A 21,703-nucleotide genomic window follows, 5' to 3' on the forward strand; every position below is an offset into this window, starting at 1 on the left:
TGCGATGTTGAGTTCGGCACTGTTCATCCAGTTACGGCCTTTCCTGTTGGGCTTGCTGTTCATCGCAATCGTTGCGGTGGTCTTCGGCCTGTCGGAGGTCATCCTGCGCAACGCGCGGGTGCGCAGCCGTCTTGATCTTGTCGGGGACGCGGCCAATGCCGCCCATGGCAGCCAGACGCTGCGCGGCGAACGGAACGATGGCGAATGGAAGAAGTTGGTCGACCGGATCGAGAAAATGGGCATCCCGCTGGTCGACACCAATAATGACAGTTTGCGGCGGAGATTGATCGCTGCCGGCTATGTGTCGCCGGAGGCGCCGAAGCTCTTCACCTTTTTCCGGCTCATACTGACCTTTTCCCTGCCGGCGATCTTCGTTCTTATGTCGCTGAGCAAGGCCGAGCCGCCAACTGCGCTCAAGCTCTATGTCATGGCATCGCTGTTGGCGGTCCTGGGGCTTTATCTGCCTAATCTGTGGATTTCGGCCAAGGCAGCGCGCAGGCAGGAAGAAATCGTCCACGGCTTTCCCGATGCGCTGGACCTGATGCTGGTCTGCGTCGAGGCGGGCCTGGGCCTGGAGGCGGCGATGGATCGGGTGGGCCGCGAACTGGCCCTGTCCCATCCGCTGGTATCGGCGGCGCTGGGCAAGGTGGTTCTGGAACTGCGCGCGGGGCGCAGCCGGCAGGATGCTTTGCGGCGCATGGCGGATGATGTCGACGTGGACGAAATTCGCTCCTTCGCGACGCTGCTGATCCAGTCCGATCAACTGGGTTCCAGCGTGGGGCAGACCTTGCGCGTCTATGCAGCGGAGATGCGTGAAAAGCGGCGTATGCGCGCCGAGGAGAAGGCGCATCGCCTGCCGGTCCTGCTGTCGGTGCCGCTGGTCGCCTGTATGCTGCCGGTGATGATCGGCGTGTTGATGCTGCCGGCAGTGGTGCGGGTGGTGCGCGACATCCTGCCGGTCATGACTCGTTAGGATAAGGGGGAGGGGGGACCATGAACAAAGGGATAATGGCAGTCGCTCTCATCATGGCGACGACAGCGTGCAGCGGGCCGCAAAAGGGCGTCCTTTCGATAAGGCCCGTCAATCAGCAGCCTGCCGGACCGGCGCAGGATGCGCTGGCGCGGGGAGACCTGCTGTTTTCGCGGGGGGAATATGCGCTGGCGCTGGATGCCTTCCGCCGCGCAGTGCGCAACGATCCGACCGATGCGCACGGCCTGAACGGGGTGGCGATCAGCTACGCGGCCATGGGGCGGCATGATCTGGCGCGGGAATATTTCGAACTGGCCCTGTCGCGGGCGCCGGAAGATGCCCGCATCGCGCGCAACTTCGCGCGGAGCCTGTCGGCGCAAGGCCTGAAAGGCGAGGCCGATGCGCTGCTCGCCCAGGCCGGCGCGGCGCAGGCGGGTACGGCTGTCGTTGCTCGTCCGACGCTGGCTCAACTGGCTTCGGCTGCGCCGGCCGCGCGCCCGGCGCCGGTCGCGGGCGTCGAGTTGGAACGCCTTTCCTTGGGCGAGGTGCGGTTGCGGACGATGGAGGCAGCGGCACCGGCGGCACGCACCAACCCGCAGCTGACGACCCGGATCGTCACCGTGGCCGAAACGCAGGCCCGGCCCGAACTGACGGCCCCCATCATCGCCGTAGGCAGGCCGGATGCGGCGGCTTTGCCCAATCTGGCTGCACGCGAAGAAGCAAAGCCCGCTTATGACGGTCTGTTCGAGCGCTTGTGGAAGAGCATGGTGCGGCCCGACCGGAAAGGCGCTCGGGGATGATCGGGGCGCTGCTGCTGGCGGTTGCGGCGCCATCCGCCGGGGCGGTGCCGCCGCCGCTGGACTATGCCCGGCTGGTGGACGAGGCGATAGATGGCGGGCGGATCATCCAGGCGGATGCGATGTTGAGCCAATGGCGGGCTGGTGCGCAATCGGGCGACCTGCAAGCGATAGAGATTGCGGATGCGCGCATGGCGCTCGAAAAGCGGCGGGATGAGGAGGCGCTGGCGCGTTTCACCGCGCTGGAACGAAGTGGCCTCAACAACTGCCGCGTCGATGAGGGGAGGGGGATCGCCCTGCTGCGCCTCGGCCGGTCGCAGGAGGCGCTCGAGCCGTTGCGCCTGGCTGTGGCCGATTGCGACGGTCGCTGGCGCTCATGGAATGCGCTGGGCGTGGCCTATGACCAGGCGCAGTCCTGGGCGTTGAGCAATGCGGCTTATGAGCGGGCGTTCCAACTCACCGACAAGCCTTCCCAGGTCCTCAACAATTACGGACTGTCGCTGCTCAAGCAGGGCAAGGCGGAGAAGGCGGCGGTGATCTTCGACAAGGCGCGCGAAAGCGCACCGGACGATGCGCGGGTGATCGCGAATGGCGATACGGCCTATGTGATGGCGGGACAGGACATCAGCCGCCGGCCTGCCGACACCGCCGATGAGTGGGCGCGCCGGCTCAATAATGCCGGGCAGGTGGCGATGCGGATGGGCGATCTGCCGAAGGCGCAGGCCTATCTCAGCCGTGCCGTGACCGAAGCCGACAGTTTCGTGCCCGAAGCCGCGGCTGCGCTCGACACCTTGAAGACCACGGAGAAGTGATGAAGGATCTGGTGCTGCTTGCCGTTTCGCTCGTCCTCATCGCGGCGGCGGTGGAGGATATGGCCCGGCTGCGCATATCCAATATCTTCCCCCTGCTGGTTGTCGGGCTTTATGCGGTCTGGGTCGCTGTGGCGGGGTGGGAAAATGACATCTGGCGGAACGGCACCGTTTTCCTGGGCATGTTCGCGGTGGGATGCGGTCTGTTCGCCATACGCGCGATGGGCGGTGGGGACGTCAAGCTGATGACGGCCTGTGCGCTGTGGTTCGACTGGGCGGGGGTGATTCCCTGGATCGTCTATGTCACCGTCGGGGGCGGTGTGCTGGCGCTGGTGCTGATGGCCGGCCGGCGGCTGGTGCCGCAGAGCGTGCGGGAAGGTTCGTCCATTGCGCTGTTCGGCAAGAAAGGGCCGATTCCCTATGGCGTGGCGATTGCGCTGGGCACGATCATGGCGCTTTATATGGCCGGACCCAATCCCAGCGGCGTGGCGCGTCTGCCGGATTTCGTGCACGGGCTGAGTTAGCGCATCGTGGGTTGAATCGGATCGCGCATCGGGTCCGGGTTGAGCCATTCGGCAAGCCCAGGCCGAGGGGTGTCGGGTGATCCGGATACAGGGCATGATGGCGTTTCCGGCTCGCCTTTCGGCCGGTTGGCGCCATTATGCGCCTGCGCAGGCACCCGAATTGATCGAGTGGCTCGTGCAATCTCAGTTCAACCGGTGCGATGACATGCTGGCGGCGGGATTGAATTCCAGCCAGTGCGGGAGCACGCGACGCCGCAAGGGAAAGCAGACGATCCGCTTTCTGCTATCTCGCCGCCAAACAGCCGCTCAATGCTCCATCCCTACGGCGGGCATTTCACTGTCCATCGACATCATCATGATGATCAGTTCCGAGCGCGACTTGATGTTGAGCTTCTGGAAGATGCTGTGCAGGTGCACCTTCACCGTGCCTTCGGTGAGGCCGCACCGGCTCGCTATTTCGCGGTTGCGCAGGCCGGCGCGGATCAGGCCGGCGATCTCCAGTTCCCGCTCCGTCAGCACCGCAAGCACATTGGCTTCGCTGGCGGGCGCGGAAATGCTGTGCACCAGCGCCTGTTCCATGACGAAGGGGGCGATGCTCTTGTTGCCGCTCATGACCTGCTGGATGCAGCTTAGCAGGTCGTTGGGATCGCTGTCCTTCAGCACCACTCCGTCGACGCCCAGCTTGATCGCTTCCAGCGTCTGTTCAGGGCGGATATGCACGGTCATGAAGATGACCGGCACGGTGCTGCCGCTGTTGCGGATGGCGGACAGGATCGCAAGGCCGCCGCCACTCTTCATGCTGACGTCCAGGATCAGCAGGTCCGGTTCGCCGGCCTGCATCCGCTCCAGCGCTTCTTCGACCGAGCGGGCGCAGAACAATATGTCATGGCCGTGGGAGTTCAGGAACTGCGCCATGCCGTCCAGGAAGATCGGATGATCGTCGACTATCGCAATCTGGGTCATCATATCGGAGACCTTGGTAAGGAGGAGGGTAATCTGATCGAGATCAGTGAATTCATGCTCAGATTATGAAAATATGCCGTTCCGCCGATCTTGCCCAGCCGCTTCATGATTGATTGCGACTGGAGTTCGAAGTCGCCGGTATAGTTTTCGCGGGCGACCGCCTGCGGTCCGGGATTGTCCTTCAGCGCGATCAATATCTCGTCGTCGACCTGCGCGATCGACACGGTGATGTGGCGCGCATGGGCGTGCTTGACCGCATTGGCCGCGGCTTCGCGGATCAGATATTCGACCTCCGCCGCCGTTTCGGCCGACACGGTCATGGAGCGTTCGGCCAGGTTCAGGCGGCAATCGATCGCCCATTGCAGGGCGATGAAGCGGCAGCAGCGTTCGACTTCGCGGCCAAGGTCCACATCGGTTTCGGCCGACACCGGACTTTGCTGGCTGAGCAGCCGGCGCAGATGCGCCTGTTCCGCCGTCACCAGTTCCTCCATCGACCTGAGTTCCGCCAACTGGTCCGGAACGGCGGCATCCGACAGGCCGTGGATCGTCGTCGCGAGTCTGACGCGCAGCGCCGCCAATGTCTGCAGCACGCTGTCGTGCAGATCGCGGCTCAGCGCCTGACGCGCCTCGGCAAAGGTCCGCTGGCGCCAGGCGAGGAAGAAGAAATGGCGTTCGAGGAAAAGGTCTATCCCCTCCTGTATGCGCAGGCAGCGCAGCAGAACGGCGGGCGACCAGCCATGGCTGGTCCCGATGAACAGCCGGCCGCGCAGTTCCCCCGCCTGGATATGGATGCTAGCGCCCTGCCCGGGGCCGAACACGTCCGATATGCTGTCGATCAGGTCCGGCGCGCGCTCGTTCCGCAATATGCCGAGGCGGCTGCGCAGCAGCATCCGCGGCGACTGGGTGGAATAGAGGAAGGGCGCCTCCCGCGGCGTCACGTTGGACAGGCCGTCGATCTGCTTCTGCGGCAGGGCGAGGTGACGCACGCCGTCGACATCGTACAGTTCGCAATGGACGGCGGTATCGTCCATCATCTCCCACACGAACGCGCAATAGCGGGAGTTCATCAATTGGGAGACCTGCTCCACCAGAAATTGCGCCAGCGACTTCTGGAAGGAAAGGCCGACGCCCTGTAGCCGTTCCGACCAGCTTATCAGCCGCCGCTCCAATATGTTCATGCTCAACATGGAGGCAGCGATGACGCAGCCGATGACGATGGTCAGGCTGTCGATCGCGCGGTCCACCGCCGGCACATGGCGGGCCGAGGCCCAGCTTTCATAATATCCCCGCGCGATGAAGGCGAAGATCAGGCAAATCCCCAGGATGAGGACCGCGCCGCGTCCGAACCGGTCGGATGCGGACCAGGCGACGAAGAACAGGCAGCCCAGCGCCGCGATCTGCAAGGGTTCGCACAGCACGATGACCGTGAGGAAGGCGATCAAGTCGAATATCAGGAAGATGGGCCGCAGCAGCAGGCCCAAAGGCGGCGTGAGCGAATTCTGCGCGATGCTGATCGCCGTCCACGTCCACACGGCTGCCTTCAACAGCAATGCCGTGCGGGCAAAATCCGGCTCGTTGCTGAACATTGCTTCGATCTGCCACGTCGCCGCAGCGGAAAAGGCGACGCGGGATATGGCGAAACCCAGCGTCGGTGAACGTCCCAGCCAAAGCACCAGGCGGTCCATCACGGAAGATGACGCCAAGGGCATATGATACATGGCGAAATTTGTCCCCCGACAAGTCCCCGCCGATAATTGTGCGCATGACCTGATCGAAAAGCAACATATATCAAAAGGCAGAAGGGCCCTGTACGGCGATTTTGCGCGATTTCGGGACAGTTGGGCTGCGAAAGGTCATGGATGGCGCCCCGGGCCGTTGGCCGATATGGAGGGGGCATGGCGACGCTGATCACCCCGGCCCTGGTCTGCGCGTTGCGGCCCCATGGCGAACATGGGGCGATCGCGCGTCTTCTGACGCCCGGCCATGGCCTGCTGGCCGGCTATGTGCGGGGGGGGCGTTCGCGCCAGTTGCGCCCCGTCCTGTTGCCGGGCAATACCGTCAAGGCCGAATTCCGCGCCCGGACGGAGGAGCAACTGGCCGGGCTGACGGTCGAACTGGAGCACAGCCGCGCCCCGCTTCTGGCGGAGCCGTTGCCCGCGGCCGCGATCGATTGGGTCTGCGCGCTCACCGCCGTGGCTCTGCCGGAAGGGACGCCCTATCCCGCGCTCCATCAGGCGCTGGACGGCGTGCTGGGCGCCGTGGAGGCGGCGCCGGCTGCGCGGGGCTGGGCGGTGGCGCTCATCCGCTATGAATTGCTGTTGCTGGCGGAATTGGGCTTTGGGCTGGACCTTAGCCGTTGCGCGGCGACCGGCGGGAATGAGGATCTGGCCTATGTCAGCCCTCGCAGCGCGGCGGCGGTCAGCCGGGCGGGGGCCGTCGGCTATGAGGACCGGCTGTTGCCCTTGCCCGCTTTCCTGCTGGAGGGCGGGGCAGGGGACTGGCCCGCCTTATTGGACGGGCTGCGGCTGACGGGCTTCTTTCTCGAACGGTCCGTCCTTACCGACTGGCGCGTCGACGTCCTCGCGGCGCGGGAGCGCCTGGTGGACAGGCTTAAAAGAGCGGTTGCCTGAATTTTGGCGGTCGGTGTTCCTGCGCCGCGCCTCCTTCTCCCCTCGCCTAAATGCTTGCGCTGGCGGCGGCGGCTTCATAAGGGGCAGCCACGCGTTTGAAGGAGTTGCCCATGTTGATCGCCCTGTTCCCCGGAGACGGTATCGGTCCCGAGATCGTCGCGCAGGCGAAGCGCGTGCTGGACGCGCTGGCGATCCCCGGCATCACCTATGAGGAAGGGCTGGTCGGCGGCGCGGCTTACAAGGCGGTGGGCCATCCGCTGCCGCCCGAGACGCTGGAACTGGCCAAGCGCGCCGACGCGATCCTGTTCGGCGCGGTGGGCGATCCCGATTGCGACTCGCTGGAGCGCCATCTGCGCCCGGAACAGGCGATCCTCGGCCTGCGCAAGGAACTGGGCCTCTTCTCCAACCTGCGCCCGGCCAAGGTCTTCCCCGAACTGGCCGACGCCTCCGCGCTCAAGCAGGAGGTGGCGAGCGCCATCGACCTGCTGATCGTGCGCGAGACCAATGGCGACGTCTATTTCGGTGAAAAGGGCATGCGCAAGACGCCCGAGGGCCTGCGCGAAGGCTATGACATCATGTCCTATAATGAGGAACAGGTGCGCAAGATCGCGCATCAGGGCTTCCAGGCGGCGCGCGCCCGCCGGGGCAAGCTCTGCTCGGTGGACAAGGCCAATGTGCTGGAGACGAGCCAGCTCTGGCGCGACGTGGTGATAGAGGTGTCGGCGGACTATCCCGACGTGGCGCTCAGCCACATGTATGTCGACAATGCCGCGATGCAGCTGGTGCGCAATCCCGGTCAGTTCGACGTCATCGTCACCGGCAACATGTTTGGGGACATCCTGTCCGATCAGGCGAGCATGTGCGTGGGTTCGATCGGCATGCTGGCTTCGGCCACGCTCAACGACAGCAACCAGGGCCTGTACGAGCCGATCCACGGTTCCGCGCCCGACATCGCCGGGCAGGGCAAGGCCAATCCGCTGGCAACGGTCCTGTCGGCGGGCATGATGCTGCGCTACTCGCTGAACCTGCCGGAACAGGCCGACCGCATCGAGGCCGCCGTGGCCAAGGCGCTGGCCGATGGCGCCCGCAGCTTCGATCTGGGCGGCACGATGAGCACGGTCGAAATGGGCGATGCCGTGCTCGCGGCTTTGATCTGAGGGTAAGAAAATGAAGCGCAAGAGCGGGCAGAATCCCGAAATCACCCGGAACTGGCGTCCGGCCACTCTGGCGGTGCGTGGCGGCAGCGCCCGTACCGAATATGGCGAGACGTCCGAGGCGCTGTTCCTGACCAGCGGTTACAGCTACGACCGGGCGGAGGACGCCGCGGCGCGCTTCGCCGGGGAACAGGAGGGCATGACCTATTCGCGCCTCCAGAACCCGACGGTGGAGATGCTGGAACAGCGCATCGCCCTGCTGGAAGGCGCCGAAGCCTGCCGCGCCACCGCGACCGGCATGGCGGCGATGACGGCGGCGCTGCTGTGCCAGTTGTCGGCGGGCGACCATGTCGTCGCGGGCAAGGCGCTGTTCGGCTCCTGCCGCTGGCTGACCGATACGCTGCTGCCGAAATTCGGGATCGAGACGACCACTGTCGACGCGACCGACAATGCGGCGTGGGAAGCGGCGGTGCGGCCCAACACCAAGGTCTTCTTCTTCGAGACCCCGGCCAATCCGACCATGGACGTGGCGGACCTTGCCGCGATCTGCGGCATCGCGAAGGCGCACGGCATCACCAGCGTCGTCGACAATGCCTTCGCCACGCCCGCGCTCCAGCGGCCGATGGAGTTCGGCGCGGACGTGGTGGCCTATAGCGCGACCAAGATGATGGACGGGCAGGGCCGCGTCCTCGCGGGCGCGATCTGCGGCACGGAGGATTTCATCCTCAACACGCTGCTGCCCTTCCACCGCAACACCGGGCCGACGCTGGCCGCGTTCAACGCCTGGGTCGTGCTGAAGGGTCTGGAGACGCTGGATCTGCGCATCCGCCGCCAGAGCGAGAATGCGCTGAAGGTTGCTGAATTCCTCGAAGGCCGGGTGGCGAAGGTGCTCTATCCGGGCCTCGAAAGCCATCCGCAGCATGCCCTGGCCATGAAGCAGATGGCGATGGCCGGTCCCATCTTCTCGCTCTATGTCGGCGGCGGCCGGGCGGAGGCGCACGGCCTGCTCAACGGCCTCGAACTGGTCGACATCAGCAACAATATCGGTGACTCGCGCTCGCTGATGACGCATCCGGCCTCCACCACCCATTATGGCATGGCGGAAGCGGCGCGGCTGGAGGTGGGCATTACCGAGGATATGCTGCGCCTCAACGTCGGGCTGGAAGACCCGGACGATGTGATCGAGGATCTGGATCGCGCCCTGAAGTCGATAGGGCGTTGACGGAAGAGGGGTGAAAGGCGCATTTCTTAAGCCGTGAACGCACTTTTCCCCTTCCATGCGACGACGCGCGACATCAACGTGCACGTCGCCGTCACCTTCCTGCCCGAACAGTCGGAGCCGGACCGGGGCCGCTGGTTCTGGGCCTATCATATCCGCATAGAGAATGACGGGGACCAGCCGGTGCAACTGCTGACCCGTCACTGGATCATAACCGATGGACGGGGCACGCAGCATCGGGTCGATGGAGACGGCGTCGTGGGGGAACAGCCAGTGGTGCAGCCGGGCAAGAGCTACGACTATGTGTCGGGTTGCCCGCTCAACACGCCGACGGGATCGATGAAGGGGCATTATCATATGATCGGCGCGAGCGGCGAGACGTTCGACATCGCGATCCCGCATTTCGCGCTGATCGCGCCGGCGGTGGCTGAATGAAGCGTACCCATTTGCCGCTCAACGGCCTGCGCGTGCTGGATGCGGCGGCGCGGCATCTGTCCTTCACCCGCGCGGCGGACGAGCTGGCGGTGACGCCTGCGGCCGTGGGCCAACAGATCCGGGCGCTGGAGGACCTGCTGGGGGTCGTCCTGTTCCGCCGCACGCCCAAGGGGCTGGAACTCACTCCCGAAACCGAGGCAGGCCTTGCGGCCCTTCGCGCCGGTTTCCTGGAGTTTGAGGAAGCGGTGCGCGCCATGCAGGCTGGCCAGTCCAGCAGTTCCCTCACCATCGCCGCGCCGCGCGACATCACCGCCAAATGGCTCCAGCCGCGCCTTGCGGGCTATGCCGCAAGCCAGCCCGACCTCAAATTCGCATTGGTCGCGGCGGACGAGACGCTGGACTTCACCGAAGCCAATCTCGACCTCGCCTTGCGACTGGCCGAGGGGCCGGGCGAGAATGAAGGCATCAAGCTGGGCGAAGCGGCCTTCGTCACAGTGGAAGCGACGGAAGGCGGCCCTGACCATCGCATCGAATGGCCCGGCTGCCCGAAGGGGGACGCGCCGGCGACGATCCGCGTGGCCGATGCGGGGCTGGCGATAGAGGCAGCGGCCCATGGCTTCGGCCATGCCTGCGTGCCGTTCCTGCTGGCACAGGCGGATATTGACGCAGGGCGCATCCGGCAGGTGGGCGACGCTGCGCCGTCCCCGCTCGCCTACTGGCTGATCGCGCCCTTGCCGCAATGGCGGCAGAAGAAGGTCAAGGCTTTGGTCGAGGCGCTGACGGGGTAAGTGCTCATCCGTCATGTCGAACTTGCTCCGGCGTAGATTTCTTCTCGCGCCTCAGACGAGCGGGCTGCACGTCGCGCTTGCACTTTCTTAATCCTGTCGCGCATAGCCTGGTATAGGGAAGGCTTAGCGCGGGGAGGATGGCCATGACCGGCGGCAACAGGGGCTGGATATTGCGGGGCGCTTTGCTGCTCTGCCTCGCGCCGCCGTTGCATGCGCAGGCCCCCTATGTCCCCGATGTTACCGAGGCGCGCGAAAAGGAGTGGCGCAAGCTGGTGGCCGCATCCCAGGCGGCCTATGCGTCCGGCAATCCGGCCGACGGCGTCGATCCCGCGCGCAGGGGGCTGGCGCTCGCCGATGAGTTGTTCGGCGCGGACGATCCGCGCACGCTTATCTCCGCCAACGATCTCGCGCTGCAACTGGAGTCGACCGGTCGCTATCGCGAGGCGGAAGGCCTCTACCGGCGCGTGTTCGACAGCTATTTGCGAACGCGGGGAGAGGACGACCCCAATACCCAGCTTGCCGTGGAAAATCTCGTCGATTTCTACATCGCGCGCAAACGCTACGATGCGGCGGAGCCATTGGCCGATTATGCGATGGCCAGCTTTCGGCGGACGACCGGATCGGGCAGTGCGCGCAGCCGGCGGATGGAACAGATACTGGCCGCCATGCCCAGACCCGCGCCGCTTATCGCCGCCGCCGCGCCCACGCAACCGTCCGGGGTCGTCGCGAACGGTGCGATGAACGCGGACGGACCAGTAACCTCAATGTCTCCGGCAGCCATGCATGAAAATGATGTGGAAAAAGCTCCGTCCGACGGGTTGGAGGCAACAAGAGAATCCGGTCCTTGAGGACGGATGTCCTTGTCTTTCTTCATCGTGTCTTGAGAAATTATCCTTGGATATAAGTCATCGGGTTAATTGTTAAAACCGCCATAGCCGCTATTCCTGATTCCTGTCGGAGGGGGGTTGATTTTCCATAGCTTATCGCCAGTCACAGGCCGACTGGACGAAGCCGCGGAAAGGAACGCACGGCTCCGCACGATAAGTCTATGGGTCGCATTTTGGACGGGCGGCCGGCTGCACAAGCCGGTCGCCCGTTTTCATTCCTTCCTTGCAACTTCCAATCCGATTGGGGCAGTCGGGAAGCCCTATCGGGGCAGCCATTGAACGAATGGAGCAGGATCGACTCGCCCGAGTCGCATATGTCGTAAGCCTTGTTTGTTAACCAAATCCAAGTTCAGCATAGACTGAAGGATATAAGTATGAAATTCCGCCTATATCGTTCGTAATAGAGCATAAGTTATTTTTTCCGCCGTATCGCGTTTAAATGGTTAACAAAACTGGAATCTTCGTGACTCATTTTGCAGGCGGAGAATAAGATCGGCCATCGGGTCAGTAAAAATACAGATGCAGAAGGTTAATCCGGGGCGGCGGTCGACTTAGCAAAAGGGTCCTGCCGGCGGGAGAACGTTGACTAGGGGCAATAGCTGATCCGCTGATTGCCGCAATGTCGGGAAAAGATGTCAGCTCCGTATGCACTGTGCATTCTGGGCCAGGCCTCTTGCGCGCTCCTTCCATGCCCCCATGGCGACAGGTGGGATGGACAATGGATTTCGAGCGCGATTGGGATAGCAAAGACGCCGCTGACCATCAGCAGGCCCTTCATCCGGAAGCGGCTGCTCTGGCCGCAAGGGGCAAGGCGGTCCATCCCGGCAAGATGCATCGGGCGGAGGTTGTCCGCACGGTCGAACCCAATCCCGACGGCACCGTCGTCCTGCCGGCCGGCACCGACATCAATGGGATCGAGGTTTCCGGACGCAATCTGATCGTCCACCTGCCGGACGGCACCGATCTGGTGATCCTGGACGGCGCGGTGGTCATGCCGCGCCTGGTCGTGGGCGATGTCGAAATTCCCTCAGTCAACCTGGCGGCCTTGCTGATCGGGGAGGAGCCGCAGCCCGCAGCCGGTCCGCCGCGCAGCTCCGGCGGCAATTTCACCGGCCCCGACGGCGATGTGGGCGATCCGCATGGCCTGGGAGACCTGCTGCCGCCGACGGAATTGCTGTTTACCCAGCCCGAGGAGCGCGAGATCCTGCCCATCGCGCCCAATGAGGAGCCGGAAGTCACCATCATCACCCCCGATCAACCCGCTGGCGCGACTGCCGCGACCGCGGGTGTGAGCGAGGCTGGGCTTCCCGCGCGCGGCAACGAGCCGGCCGGTTCGGCCGCGGCAGGGGATGGCGAGCGCACCACGGGCACCATCGCGATCACCGCCAGCGACGGCCTGGCGGGCGTCACCATCAACGGCGTCGCGATCACGACGGTCGGGCAGACGGTCACGACGCCGCTCGGCGTGCTGACGATCACCTCCATCGCGGACGGTTCGATCGGCTACAGCTATGTGCTGACCGACAATGTGGTCGGCACGCCGCCCGCCGAAGTCTTCACCGTAGTCGTAACCGACAGCGACGGCGACCAGGCGAGCGCCACGCTCACCATCTCGATCGCGGACGATGCGCCGACTGCCGTCAACGATGCCGACAGCGTGACCGAAGACGGCCCGCTGGTTGCGGACGGCAATGTCCTGACCGGCAGCGGCGGCAGCGACGCGAACGCCACCGATGGCGTTGCCGACATCCAGGGCGCGGATGGGGCGGTCGTGTCGACCACGGGCACCTTCCAGGGCACATATGGCACGCTGACGCTGAATGCGTCGGGCGCTTATAGCTATACGCTGGCCAACGGCAATGCGGCGGTGCAGTTCCTGGTCCCCGGCCAGACGCTGACCGACAGCTTCAGCTACACGATCACCGATGCCGATGGCGACACCTCCACGGCGACGCTGACCATCACCATCAACGGCGCGGACGATGGCATCACCATCACTGGCCTCAATGGCGCGCCGGGGATAGAGGGCGCGGAAGTCGTCCTGCTGGAAAACGACCTGGCGGACGGCAGCTCGCCCGACGCGGCGGGCCTTGCCAAGACCGGCTCTTTCGGCGTCAGCGGCGCTGACGGCCTGTCGGGCGTCACGGTCGGCGGCGTGTCGGTGCTGGCCAATGGCGCCTTCGTCGCCGGGCAGGTGGTGACGACGCCGGTGGGCACGCTGACCATCACCGGCTTCACCGCGACCGCCACGCAGGGCGGCGTGCCGACGGCCGGAACCTTCACCTACAGCTTCGTATTGACCGACAACAGTCTGGGCCATGGCGCGGCGGGCGCGGACAGCATCCTGCAGAGCTTCGCCGTCGTCGCGACCGACCGCAACGGGTCGACCGCCAATGCGACGGTCGACGTGCAGATCGTCGACGACGTGCCGACCGCCCACAATGATGTCGATGGCGTCGCCGCCGGCACCTATGGCCCGGAAACCGGCAATGTCATCACCGGGGCGGGCACCGTCTCCGGCGCGGCGGGCGCCGACGTCAAGGGCGCGGACGGCGCCGTCGTGACGACCACCGGCACGTTCGAGGGCACTTACGGCACGCTGACGCTGAACGCGGACGGCAGCTACAGCTATGTTCGCGCGGCTGGCACGCCGGGCGGGGTGAGCGACAGCTTCAGCTACACGCTGCGCGACGGCGACGGCGACACCTCCACCGCGACGCTGCGGATCGACATCGCCAACAGCGACGTCATGATCATTTCGATCCCCAAGGTGGGCGACGGCACGATCGTCGACGAATCCGGCCTGACGAATCCGATGGGTTCCAATGCGGGCAGCGGCGTCGACACGACGGACGGCACGATCACCTATACCGCGCCGGACGGTCCTGCGAGCGTCACCATCAACAATATTCCGATCACCCAGATCGGGCAGGAAATCGTCACCGACAAGGGCATTTTGACGATCACCGGCCTCAGCGAAGGCAGCATCGACTATAGCTATACGCTGACCACCAACACGGCTGGCGACAATGTGACCGACAGCTTCGTCGTCACCGTCACCGATGTGGACGGCGACCAGGCGACCGACACGCTGACCATCACCATCATCGATGATGTGCCGACCGCCGCCAACGATGCGGACTCGGTGCGCGAAGACGGCCCGCTGGTGGCCGACGGCAACGTCATTGCCGGTTCGGGCGGCGCGGACGCCAACGCGACCGACGGCAATGCCGATGTGCAGGGCGCCGACGGCGCGCATGTCAGCGCCATCGTCTTTGGCGAGACCGCCGGAACCGTCGGCGCGCCGCTGGCCGGGCTGTACGGATCGCTCGTGATCCAGTCGGACGGCAGCTATGCCTATACGCTGAACAATGAAAATGGCGTGGTCCAGGGCCTGGACAAGAACCAGACCCTGACGGAGACCTTCACCTACACGCTGACCGACGGCGACGGCGATCACAGCAGCGCGACCATCACCATCACCATCCAGGGCAGCGACGATGGCGTGACCATCAGCGGCCTGGACGGCGAGGGCGCGGAAGAAACCGTCTTCGAAAACGACCTGCCGGGCGGCAGCTCGGAAGATGCGGCGGCGTTGACCCAGACGGGCAGCTTCACCCTGTCCGCGCTGGACGGCGTGGCGACCATCACCGTTGGCGGCCAGCCGATCTTCGGCGCGAACGGCTTCATCAGCGGCGTCACCCTGTCCAACGCTTATGGCACGCTCAGCATCACCGGCTTCACGCCGACCGTTGGCGCGGACGGCGACGTGATCGGCGGAACCGTCAGCTACAGCTATGTCCTCACCGACAATACGCTGCTGCACACGGGCGCCAATGACGGCAGCCTGACGGACAGCTTCGCGGTCGTCGTCACCGACACCGACGGGTCGACCGACGGCGCCAGCCTGGACATCCGCGTGGTCGACGATATGCCGACGGCGGTGAACGACGTCGCGGGCCAGCTCACCGAAAATACGGCGGTCACGATCGACGTCTTCGCCAATGACGTGGCGGGGGCCGACGGCGTCAACCTCGCCAGCGGCGTGGCGCTCGAGACCGGCGCGGCCAAGGGCACGGTCGTCTATCAGGGCAATGGCGTCTTCCTCTACACCCCCAATGCGGGCGCGGAAGGTAGCGACAGCTTCACCTACACCATCACCGACGGCGACGGCGACAAGTCGACCGCTACGGTGACGATCAACCTGCTCCAGGATTCGACGCCGACCGTCAGCGTGACCGACATGACCGTGTCCGAAGCCGGTCTGCCCGGCGGCACGCAGGAGGCCGGGAACAGCGAGACCGCGACGGGCGCCATGACCATCACGACCGGCGGCGACACGCTGACCAAGGTCGAGGTGCAGGACAAGAACGGCGCGTGGGTCGACGTGACCTCGGCGACGGCGGGAACGCCGGTGGTGGTCGCGGGCGCGGCGGGCGCGCTGACCGTAACCTCCGACGGAGCAGGGCATTACAGCTACAGCTACACGCTGGCGGTCAACGATCCGGCCCATCCGGACAATGTCACCAGCGACGGCGACGGCATCAGCGGCGCGGCCGACCCCAAGGCGGGCGACGCCTTCGCGGTGCGCGTGACCGACAGCGACGGCGATGTCTCGCCGGCCGACACGATCAACGTGACCGTGCTGGACGACGCGCCGGTCGCCACGGCCGACAGCGGTTCGGTGAGCGAGGGCGACTCGCTGATCGTGGCGGCGGCCGACGGCGTGCTCAACAATGACCAGCCGGGCGCGGACGGCTATGCGCCGGGCGTGGTCGGTGTCGCCAAGGGCGGTGATCCGTCCAGCCCGGTCAGCGGCCAGGTCGGCACGGCGGTGGCGGGCGATTACGGCACGCTGACGCTCTTCGCGGACGGCAGCTACCGCTATGACGCGACTCCCAACGCCATCTCCGCCGACAAGCAGGATGTGTTCGTCTACACCATCCGCGACGGGGACGGTGATCTGGCGACGACGACGCTGACCATCAACGTCGCCAATGTCGCGCTGGCGGCGGACAACCAGACGAAGACGGTCTTCGAGGCGGCGCTGGACACCGGCATCACCGGCGACGACATCGCGGCGGGCAGCGTCACCGGCAGCACGCCGGGCGAGCCCACCGAAACCGCGACCGGCCAGCTCAACGTCGTGGGCGCGGTCAGCTACACGCTGACCAGCTCCGCGACCGGCAGCCATGGCCAGATCCTGCTCAACAGCGACGGCAGCTACACCTACACGCTGACCTCGCCGGTCGACGGGCCGACCGCCAATGACGGGCCGCAGACCTTTGGGGGTGCAGAGGTCTTCACTTATCAGGCGGTCGACGGCTCCGGCAATATAGCCAACGGCACCATCACCATCGACGTGGTGGACGATGTTCCGACGGCGGCCGATGACACCGCCCGCACCGTGGCGGAGGACGGCGCCGACATCGGCGGCAATGTCCTGACCAACGATACGCTGGGCGCTGACGGCGCCACCCTGACCTCGGTCACGATCGGCGGCGTCACGACGGCGATCAACGCCGTGGGCACGACCAACGTCAGCACGGCCTTCGGCGCCTACACCTTCACGGCGGCGGGGGCGTGGACCTTCAACCCGTCGACCAACCTCAACAATGCGAGCGGGGTCAGTGCGGGCTTCTCCTATGTCATCACCGACGGCGACGGAGACCAGTCGACCGCCGTGCAGCCGATCACCGTCACGGACGGCGCAATCCCCACCGCAAGCGGCCCGATCACCCTGGCGCTGGACGATCAGAATCTGGCGGGCGGCACCAGCGCCGGCAATCCGGACTCGGCCAGCGGCACCATCACCTTCACGCCCGGTTCGGACGCCATCACCTCGATCGTCTTCGGCGGCACCGGCGGCCTGACTGGCGACCTGACCTGGCTGCGGGTATCCGACACGCAGATCACCGGTTCGGACGAGCGCGGCGTGGTCGTCACGCTGGACCTGTCGGTCACCGGCAATGTCGCGACCGTGACCGCCACGCTGAACGACAATTACGACACCCATCCGGGCGTCAATGTGGACGATCTGGTCGCGCTCGGCTCGGTGCAGGTGATCGCGCAGGACACCGACGGCGACACCGCCACCGGCACCGTTTCGGTCAGCGTGTCCGACGACCTGCCGGTTGTCAGCGCCAATCCGGTGGTGCAACTGGACGACGACGCGCTGTCGGGCGGCAATCCGAACGGCACGGGCGACGACGCGAACAGCCTCAACGCCACAGGCACGCTCGGCCATGACTATCGCGCCGACGGTCCGGGCGGCATCACCCTGCTCGGCACCGGGGCCCCCGCTGGCTTCACCTATGAAAGCAACGGCACCGTGCTGCTGGTGAAGCAGAATGGCACGACCGTCCTAACGGTGACGCTGACCGATCCGGTCGCGGGCACCTATTCGGTGGTCCAGAACGCCGCCATCGTCCATCCGGCGGGCGGCGATGAGAATAACGTCAGCTTCGACATCGGCTATCGCGTCACCGACGCCGACAATGACACGGCCACCGGCACGCTGACCATCAATGTCGACGACGACACGCCGGTCGCGGCCAACGACACCGACATCGTCAAGGAAGACGTCACGCTGACCGCCAGCGGCAATGTGCTGACCGGCGCGGGCAGCGACGGCAATCCGGCGGGCGGGGACTCGCTGGGCGCGGACGGTCCGGCGGCGGGCGGCGCGGTGACGGCGGTCACTGGCGGTACGGTCGGCGGCAACGCGACGGGCAACTATGGCACGCTCGTCCTCAACGCTTCGGGCGGCTATACCTATACGCTGAACAACGGTCTGGCGGCGGTCCAGCATCTGGACGACGGCCAGACGCTGACCGACAGCTTCACCTACACCATCACGGATGGCGACGGCGACAGCACCACCGCGACCCTGACCATCACCATCCTGGGCACCAATGACGCGCCGCAGGTCGGCAGCGGCATCGCGGTCGTTTCGGAAGAGGGGCTGACCGGCGCCAATGCCGACACCGCGCCCGGCCTGCCGAACGACACCACCAATGCGACGGTCGCCACCGGCACGATCACCGCGAGCGACGTGGACGGCGACAGCATCAGCATGACGCTGGGCAATCCGGGCGCGGTGCTGACCGCCGACGGCCTGCCCGTCACCTGGAGCGGCGTCGGCACGCAGACGCTGACCGGTTCGGTCGGCGCGGTGCCGGTGATCACGATCACCATCACCAACGGCGGCGCCTATACGGTGACGCTGCTGCAGTCGGTCGATCACAGCGGCATCAACGCCGAGGATGTGAAGAACTTCCTGGTCCCCGTGAACGTCAGCGACGGCACCGCCACGGTCGCCACCAGCATCGCCGTCACGATCGAGGATGACAGCCCGATCGCCGTCGACGACAATGTGACGACCATCGAAAAGGCGGCTGCCTCCACCGGCAATGTCCTCACCAACGACCATGTCGGCGCGGACACGCCCGGCGCCGTCGTATCGGTCGGCGGCAACGCCATCGCCCTGGGCGGCAGCCAGACGATCGTCGGCGCCTATGGCACGTTGCAGCTATTCTCCGACGGCAGCTATACCTACACGCCCAAGGCGTCGGTGCCTTCGGGATCGTTCGACAGCTTCACCTATGTGATGCGCGACGCCGACAATGACACGGCCAGCGCGACGCTGAAGTTCACCTTCCAGGGCGACGCGAACAAGCCGACGGCGGACAACACCGCCGCCAAGCTGGACGATGACGGCCTGACCGGCGGCAACGCGGCCAGCACGACCGGCGACGTCGACGCCAATGTGGGCGACACCGGCGCGGCTGGGTCCAGCGAGGCCAGCTTCAGCGGCACCTTGCCCTTCACCTTCGGCGCCGACGGCGGTGGCAGCGTGAGCTTCGCCAATCTGAACGGCACGACCGGCACGGTTGGTACGGACACCGTATCCTATAGCTGGAACGGCACGACCAACACGCTGACCGCGACCATCACGACGGTCGGCGGTCGGGTCGGCACCGATCTGTTCAAGGTCGTCGTCAATCCGACGACGGGCGCCTATACGGCGACGCTGCTCGACAATGTGCTGCACGCGGCCGGCGGGAATGAGAATGACGCCTCGGTAAGCCTCAATTTCCTCGTGACGGACAGCGACTATAACGCGACGACCAACCCGACCTCCTCGGCCATCGGGCAGCTCAACATCTCGTTCAACGACGATATGCCCAGCTCCTTCACGCCGGCGGCTGGATCGGTGGCGAACAATGACAGTCCCGCCACGGCCTTCAACCTCAACTTCGCCAGCGTGGCGGGCGCCGATGGCGTAGGCAATGCGCTGTTCACCATCACCGATGGCGCGCTCGCCAAGGATACCAGCGGCGCCACGCTGCGGCTGGCCGGCGAAGACCTGTTCATCTTCGGCAACGGCACGAATGTGCTGACGGCGAAGACGGCGGACGGAGACATCGGCTACACCATCACGCTCCAGCCGGGGACGGACAAATATGTGTTCGACCTTCACGGCACGATCACCAACGGCAGCGAGATTTCGATCAGCAGCTTCAGCGCGGCGAAGGCGGGCAACACCGACTATCGCGGCCTGGGCGTCGATACCACCGATGCCATCGACGTGCTGTTTTCCGGCCGCAGCGCTTCGGGCGCCCGGGGATCGGTCAACACCGACAGCGACTCCATCGGCGTCGACAACCAGTCGGTCAATCCCGACGAGGCGGTGCGCATCGATCTTATCAAGACGCTGGTTGGCAATCCCGCCACCACCACCGGCTTCTCCTATGCCGATCACCAGAGCGTGATCAGCTTCGAGCAGAATATCGCTCAGGTCGGCGGCAATCCCAACAGCACCGTGTCGATCAAGGTCACGGCCATCGATGCCGACAACGACCAGGATCTGGGCTTCTCTTCCGTGACGCCGGAAGCGGGCGAAAGCTTCGTCCCGATCGCCAAGGTAATCGTCACGGATGTGAGCACCGGCAATGTCTACAGCTTCACCGGCTCGGGGACGCAGGGCAGCATCGGCGTGACCTTCGCTTCGGGCAGCGTCACCATCACCGGCCTGCAGGTGAACGACAAATATGAGATTGTCGGCACCAAGGGCTTCGATGCGGTGCTGGTGGAATCGCCGCACGTCAACAATCCGTTCGACCTCGGCGTCTTCTCGGTTGAGACGCTGAACAGCGGCACGCCAATCAACATCAACCATGCCATCGTCGCCTCGGATGCAGACGGTGACAGCGTCAACAGTTCGGTCAGCGTCACGCTGAACCCGGTTGCCGTTCCCCCGGTCGCCATCGACCTGGATGGCGACGGGCTGGAATTTGTCGGTCTGTCGGCGGGCGTCACCCACGACTATGGCCATGGCGCGGTTGCGACCGCCTGGGTTTCCTCCGACGACGGGCTGCTCGCCCATGCGACGGGCGGCGGTTACGACATCGTCTTTGCCGACGATGCGCCCGGCGCCGCGAGCGATCTGGAGGGCCTGCGCCTTGCCTATGACAGCAACGGCGACGGCGTATTCGATGCCAAGGACGCGGCCTTCGCTGATTTCGGCGTCTGGCAGGATGCGAACGGCAACGGTGTGGTCGACGCGGGCGAGTTCAAGTCGCTCACCGCTATAGGCATCGCCGCGATCAATCTGACCGCGGATGGCAAGAACTATACCGCCGCCAATGGCGACGTCACCGTGCTGGGTGAAGCGAGCTTCGTCCGCACCGACGGCACCAAGGGGACGGTCGGGGACGTCATGTTCGCGACCGGCGCCAAGGCAAGCGACACGAGCAAGACGGATAGCACGGCCGGTGGCTTCAACCAGGCGCTGGTAGCCGCCAGCCTGGTCGCGGCGGCGGGTGCGGCCGAGCATGTGGCCGAGCAGCAGCCTGCACCCGCTCCGGCGGAAACCGCTCCGCCCGTTACGGAGACCGCACCGGCTGCCACGACCACGACCGAACCTGCGCCTTCGCAGGAGAGCCAGCCGACTTCGCTCGCCACGACGGACGATCAGGCGACGCATGAGCAGCCCACTATGTCCACCGGCCATGCCAGCGAGGAGGCTGCGCCGGAGCATGCCACCCTGTCCGGCGGCGGCGAAGCGCATGCGGCGGCAGCCGATACGGCCCAGGCTCCGCAGCCCGACCTCAGCGGCCATCAGGGCCTGCTGGCCCAGTCGATCGACCTGCCGCCTGCCTTCGACGGCAACGCGGCGGCGGTTCTGGCGGCGCAGCAGGCGGCGCAGCCAGGGGTTTCGGCGGCCAATGCGGCCGAAGTCGTGAAGGAAGCGCTGGGCACCCATGACGCGCCGCATATCGACGCACTGCTGGCTGCCCTGCCGGGTGGCGAGCATCCGGCGGCGCCGGCCTTGCTGAACCCGGCTGCCGTCGAAGTGGCGGACGCAGGGCACATGGCCGCGACCACCGCCATCTTCGAAGCGGCGATGGTCGCGCATGAAGCGATGGCGGTCGCCCATGGCTGACAATTCGATTTTCTCGCGGGGAATTTTGGGGAGAGTGAATATGCGAAATGCAGTTGGAAGGGCGGCGGCTGTCGGGCTGG

General features: G+C 65.6%; 13 protein-coding genes. 11 read left to right on the forward strand and 2 right to left on the reverse strand.

Annotation, left to right across the window (positions count from 1 at the left end):
• Positions 1 to 4 precede the first annotated feature (4 nt).
• The 4 genes from TZ53_RS16275 to TZ53_RS16290 are packed head-to-tail and all read left to right on the forward strand — an operon-like array spanning position 5 to position 3,100.
• Positions 5 to 973: a type II secretion system F family protein gene (locus TZ53_RS16275; RefSeq protein ID WP_044661957.1), complete on the forward strand. Its 969-nt coding sequence runs from the start codon at positions 5 to 7 to the stop codon at positions 971 to 973.
• Positions 974 to 1,008: 35 nt separating this feature from the next.
• Positions 1,009 to 1,770: a tetratricopeptide repeat protein gene (locus TZ53_RS16280; RefSeq protein WP_229742622.1), complete on the forward strand. Its 762-nt coding sequence runs from the start codon at positions 1,009 to 1,011 to the stop codon at positions 1,768 to 1,770.
• The gene (locus TZ53_RS16285; RefSeq protein WP_025546540.1) at positions 1,767 to 2,579 is read left to right on the forward strand and encodes a tetratricopeptide repeat protein; all 813 of its coding nucleotides are present in this window, start codon (positions 1,767 to 1,769) and stop codon (positions 2,577 to 2,579) included. Before TZ53_RS16280 ends, TZ53_RS16285 begins: the two co-directional genes overlap by 4 nt.
• Positions 2,579 to 3,100 carry an A24 family peptidase gene (locus TZ53_RS16290; protein WP_229742625.1) on the forward strand — a complete coding sequence of 174 codons (522 nt, stop codon included), beginning with the start codon at positions 2,579 to 2,581 and terminating at the stop codon, positions 3,098 to 3,100. Before TZ53_RS16285 ends, TZ53_RS16290 begins: the two co-directional genes overlap by 1 nt.
• A gap of 306 nt (positions 3,101 to 3,406) precedes the next feature.
• On the opposite strand, the gene TZ53_RS16295 is transcribed toward TZ53_RS16290, so the two are convergent.
• Together TZ53_RS16295 and TZ53_RS16300 are read right to left on the reverse strand one after the other, a co-directional pair.
• Complete coding sequence (locus TZ53_RS16295) at positions 3,407 to 4,066, reverse strand: response regulator (RefSeq protein ID WP_044661959.1); 660 nt, start codon at positions 4,064 to 4,066, stop codon at positions 3,407 to 3,409.
• Positions 4,063 to 5,748 carry a sensor histidine kinase gene (locus TZ53_RS16300; protein ID WP_229742637.1) on the reverse strand — a complete coding sequence of 562 codons (1,686 nt, stop codon included), beginning with the start codon at positions 5,746 to 5,748 and terminating at the stop codon, positions 4,063 to 4,065. Before TZ53_RS16300 ends, TZ53_RS16295 begins: the two co-directional genes overlap by 4 nt.
• 210 nt (positions 5,749 to 5,958) lie before the next feature.
• Between TZ53_RS16300 and recO the strand changes: the two genes are divergently transcribed.
• The 7 genes from recO to TZ53_RS16335 all read left to right on the forward strand — a co-directional run bounded on the left by recO (position 5,959) and on the right by TZ53_RS16335 (position 21,623).
• Positions 5,959 to 6,693: a DNA repair protein RecO gene (gene recO / locus TZ53_RS16305; protein ID WP_044661961.1), complete on the forward strand. Its 735-nt coding sequence runs from the start codon at positions 5,959 to 5,961 to the stop codon at positions 6,691 to 6,693.
• 110 nt (positions 6,694 to 6,803) lie between these two features.
• Positions 6,804 to 7,850 (forward strand): 3-isopropylmalate dehydrogenase, encoded by a 1,047-nt coding sequence (gene leuB, locus TZ53_RS16310; protein ID WP_044661962.1) that lies wholly within the window; start codon positions 6,804 to 6,806, stop codon positions 7,848 to 7,850.
• A gap of 10 nt (positions 7,851 to 7,860) precedes the next feature.
• The gene (metZ, locus tag TZ53_RS16315; RefSeq protein ID WP_044661963.1) at positions 7,861 to 9,069 is read left to right on the forward strand and encodes an O-succinylhomoserine sulfhydrylase; all 1,209 of its coding nucleotides are present in this window, start codon (positions 7,861 to 7,863) and stop codon (positions 9,067 to 9,069) included.
• Between the two features lie 33 nt (positions 9,070 to 9,102).
• Positions 9,103 to 9,501: a Co2+/Mg2+ efflux protein ApaG gene (gene apaG / locus TZ53_RS16320; protein WP_025546552.1), complete on the forward strand. Its 399-nt coding sequence runs from the start codon at positions 9,103 to 9,105 to the stop codon at positions 9,499 to 9,501.
• Positions 9,498 to 10,289 (forward strand): LysR family transcriptional regulator, encoded by a 792-nt coding sequence (locus TZ53_RS16325; RefSeq protein WP_044661964.1) that lies wholly within the window; start codon positions 9,498 to 9,500, stop codon positions 10,287 to 10,289. The genes apaG and TZ53_RS16325 overlap by 4 nt, the downstream gene beginning before the upstream one ends.
• 143 nt (positions 10,290 to 10,432) lie before the next feature.
• Entirely contained in the window at positions 10,433 to 11,137 is a 705-nt protein-coding gene (locus tag TZ53_RS16330) for a tetratricopeptide repeat protein (protein WP_044663104.1), read from the forward strand.
• Between the two features lie 757 nt (positions 11,138 to 11,894).
• A complete protein-coding gene (locus tag TZ53_RS16335; protein ID WP_084694383.1) occupies positions 11,895 to 21,623 on the forward strand; it encodes an Ig-like domain-containing protein in 9,729 nt (3,242 codons plus the stop codon).
• Positions 21,624 to 21,703 lie beyond the last annotated feature (80 nt).

It is taken from the genome of Sphingobium sp. YBL2, assembly GCF_000943805.1.
Lineage (GTDB): Bacteria > Pseudomonadota > Alphaproteobacteria > Sphingomonadales > Sphingomonadaceae > Sphingobium > Sphingobium fuliginis.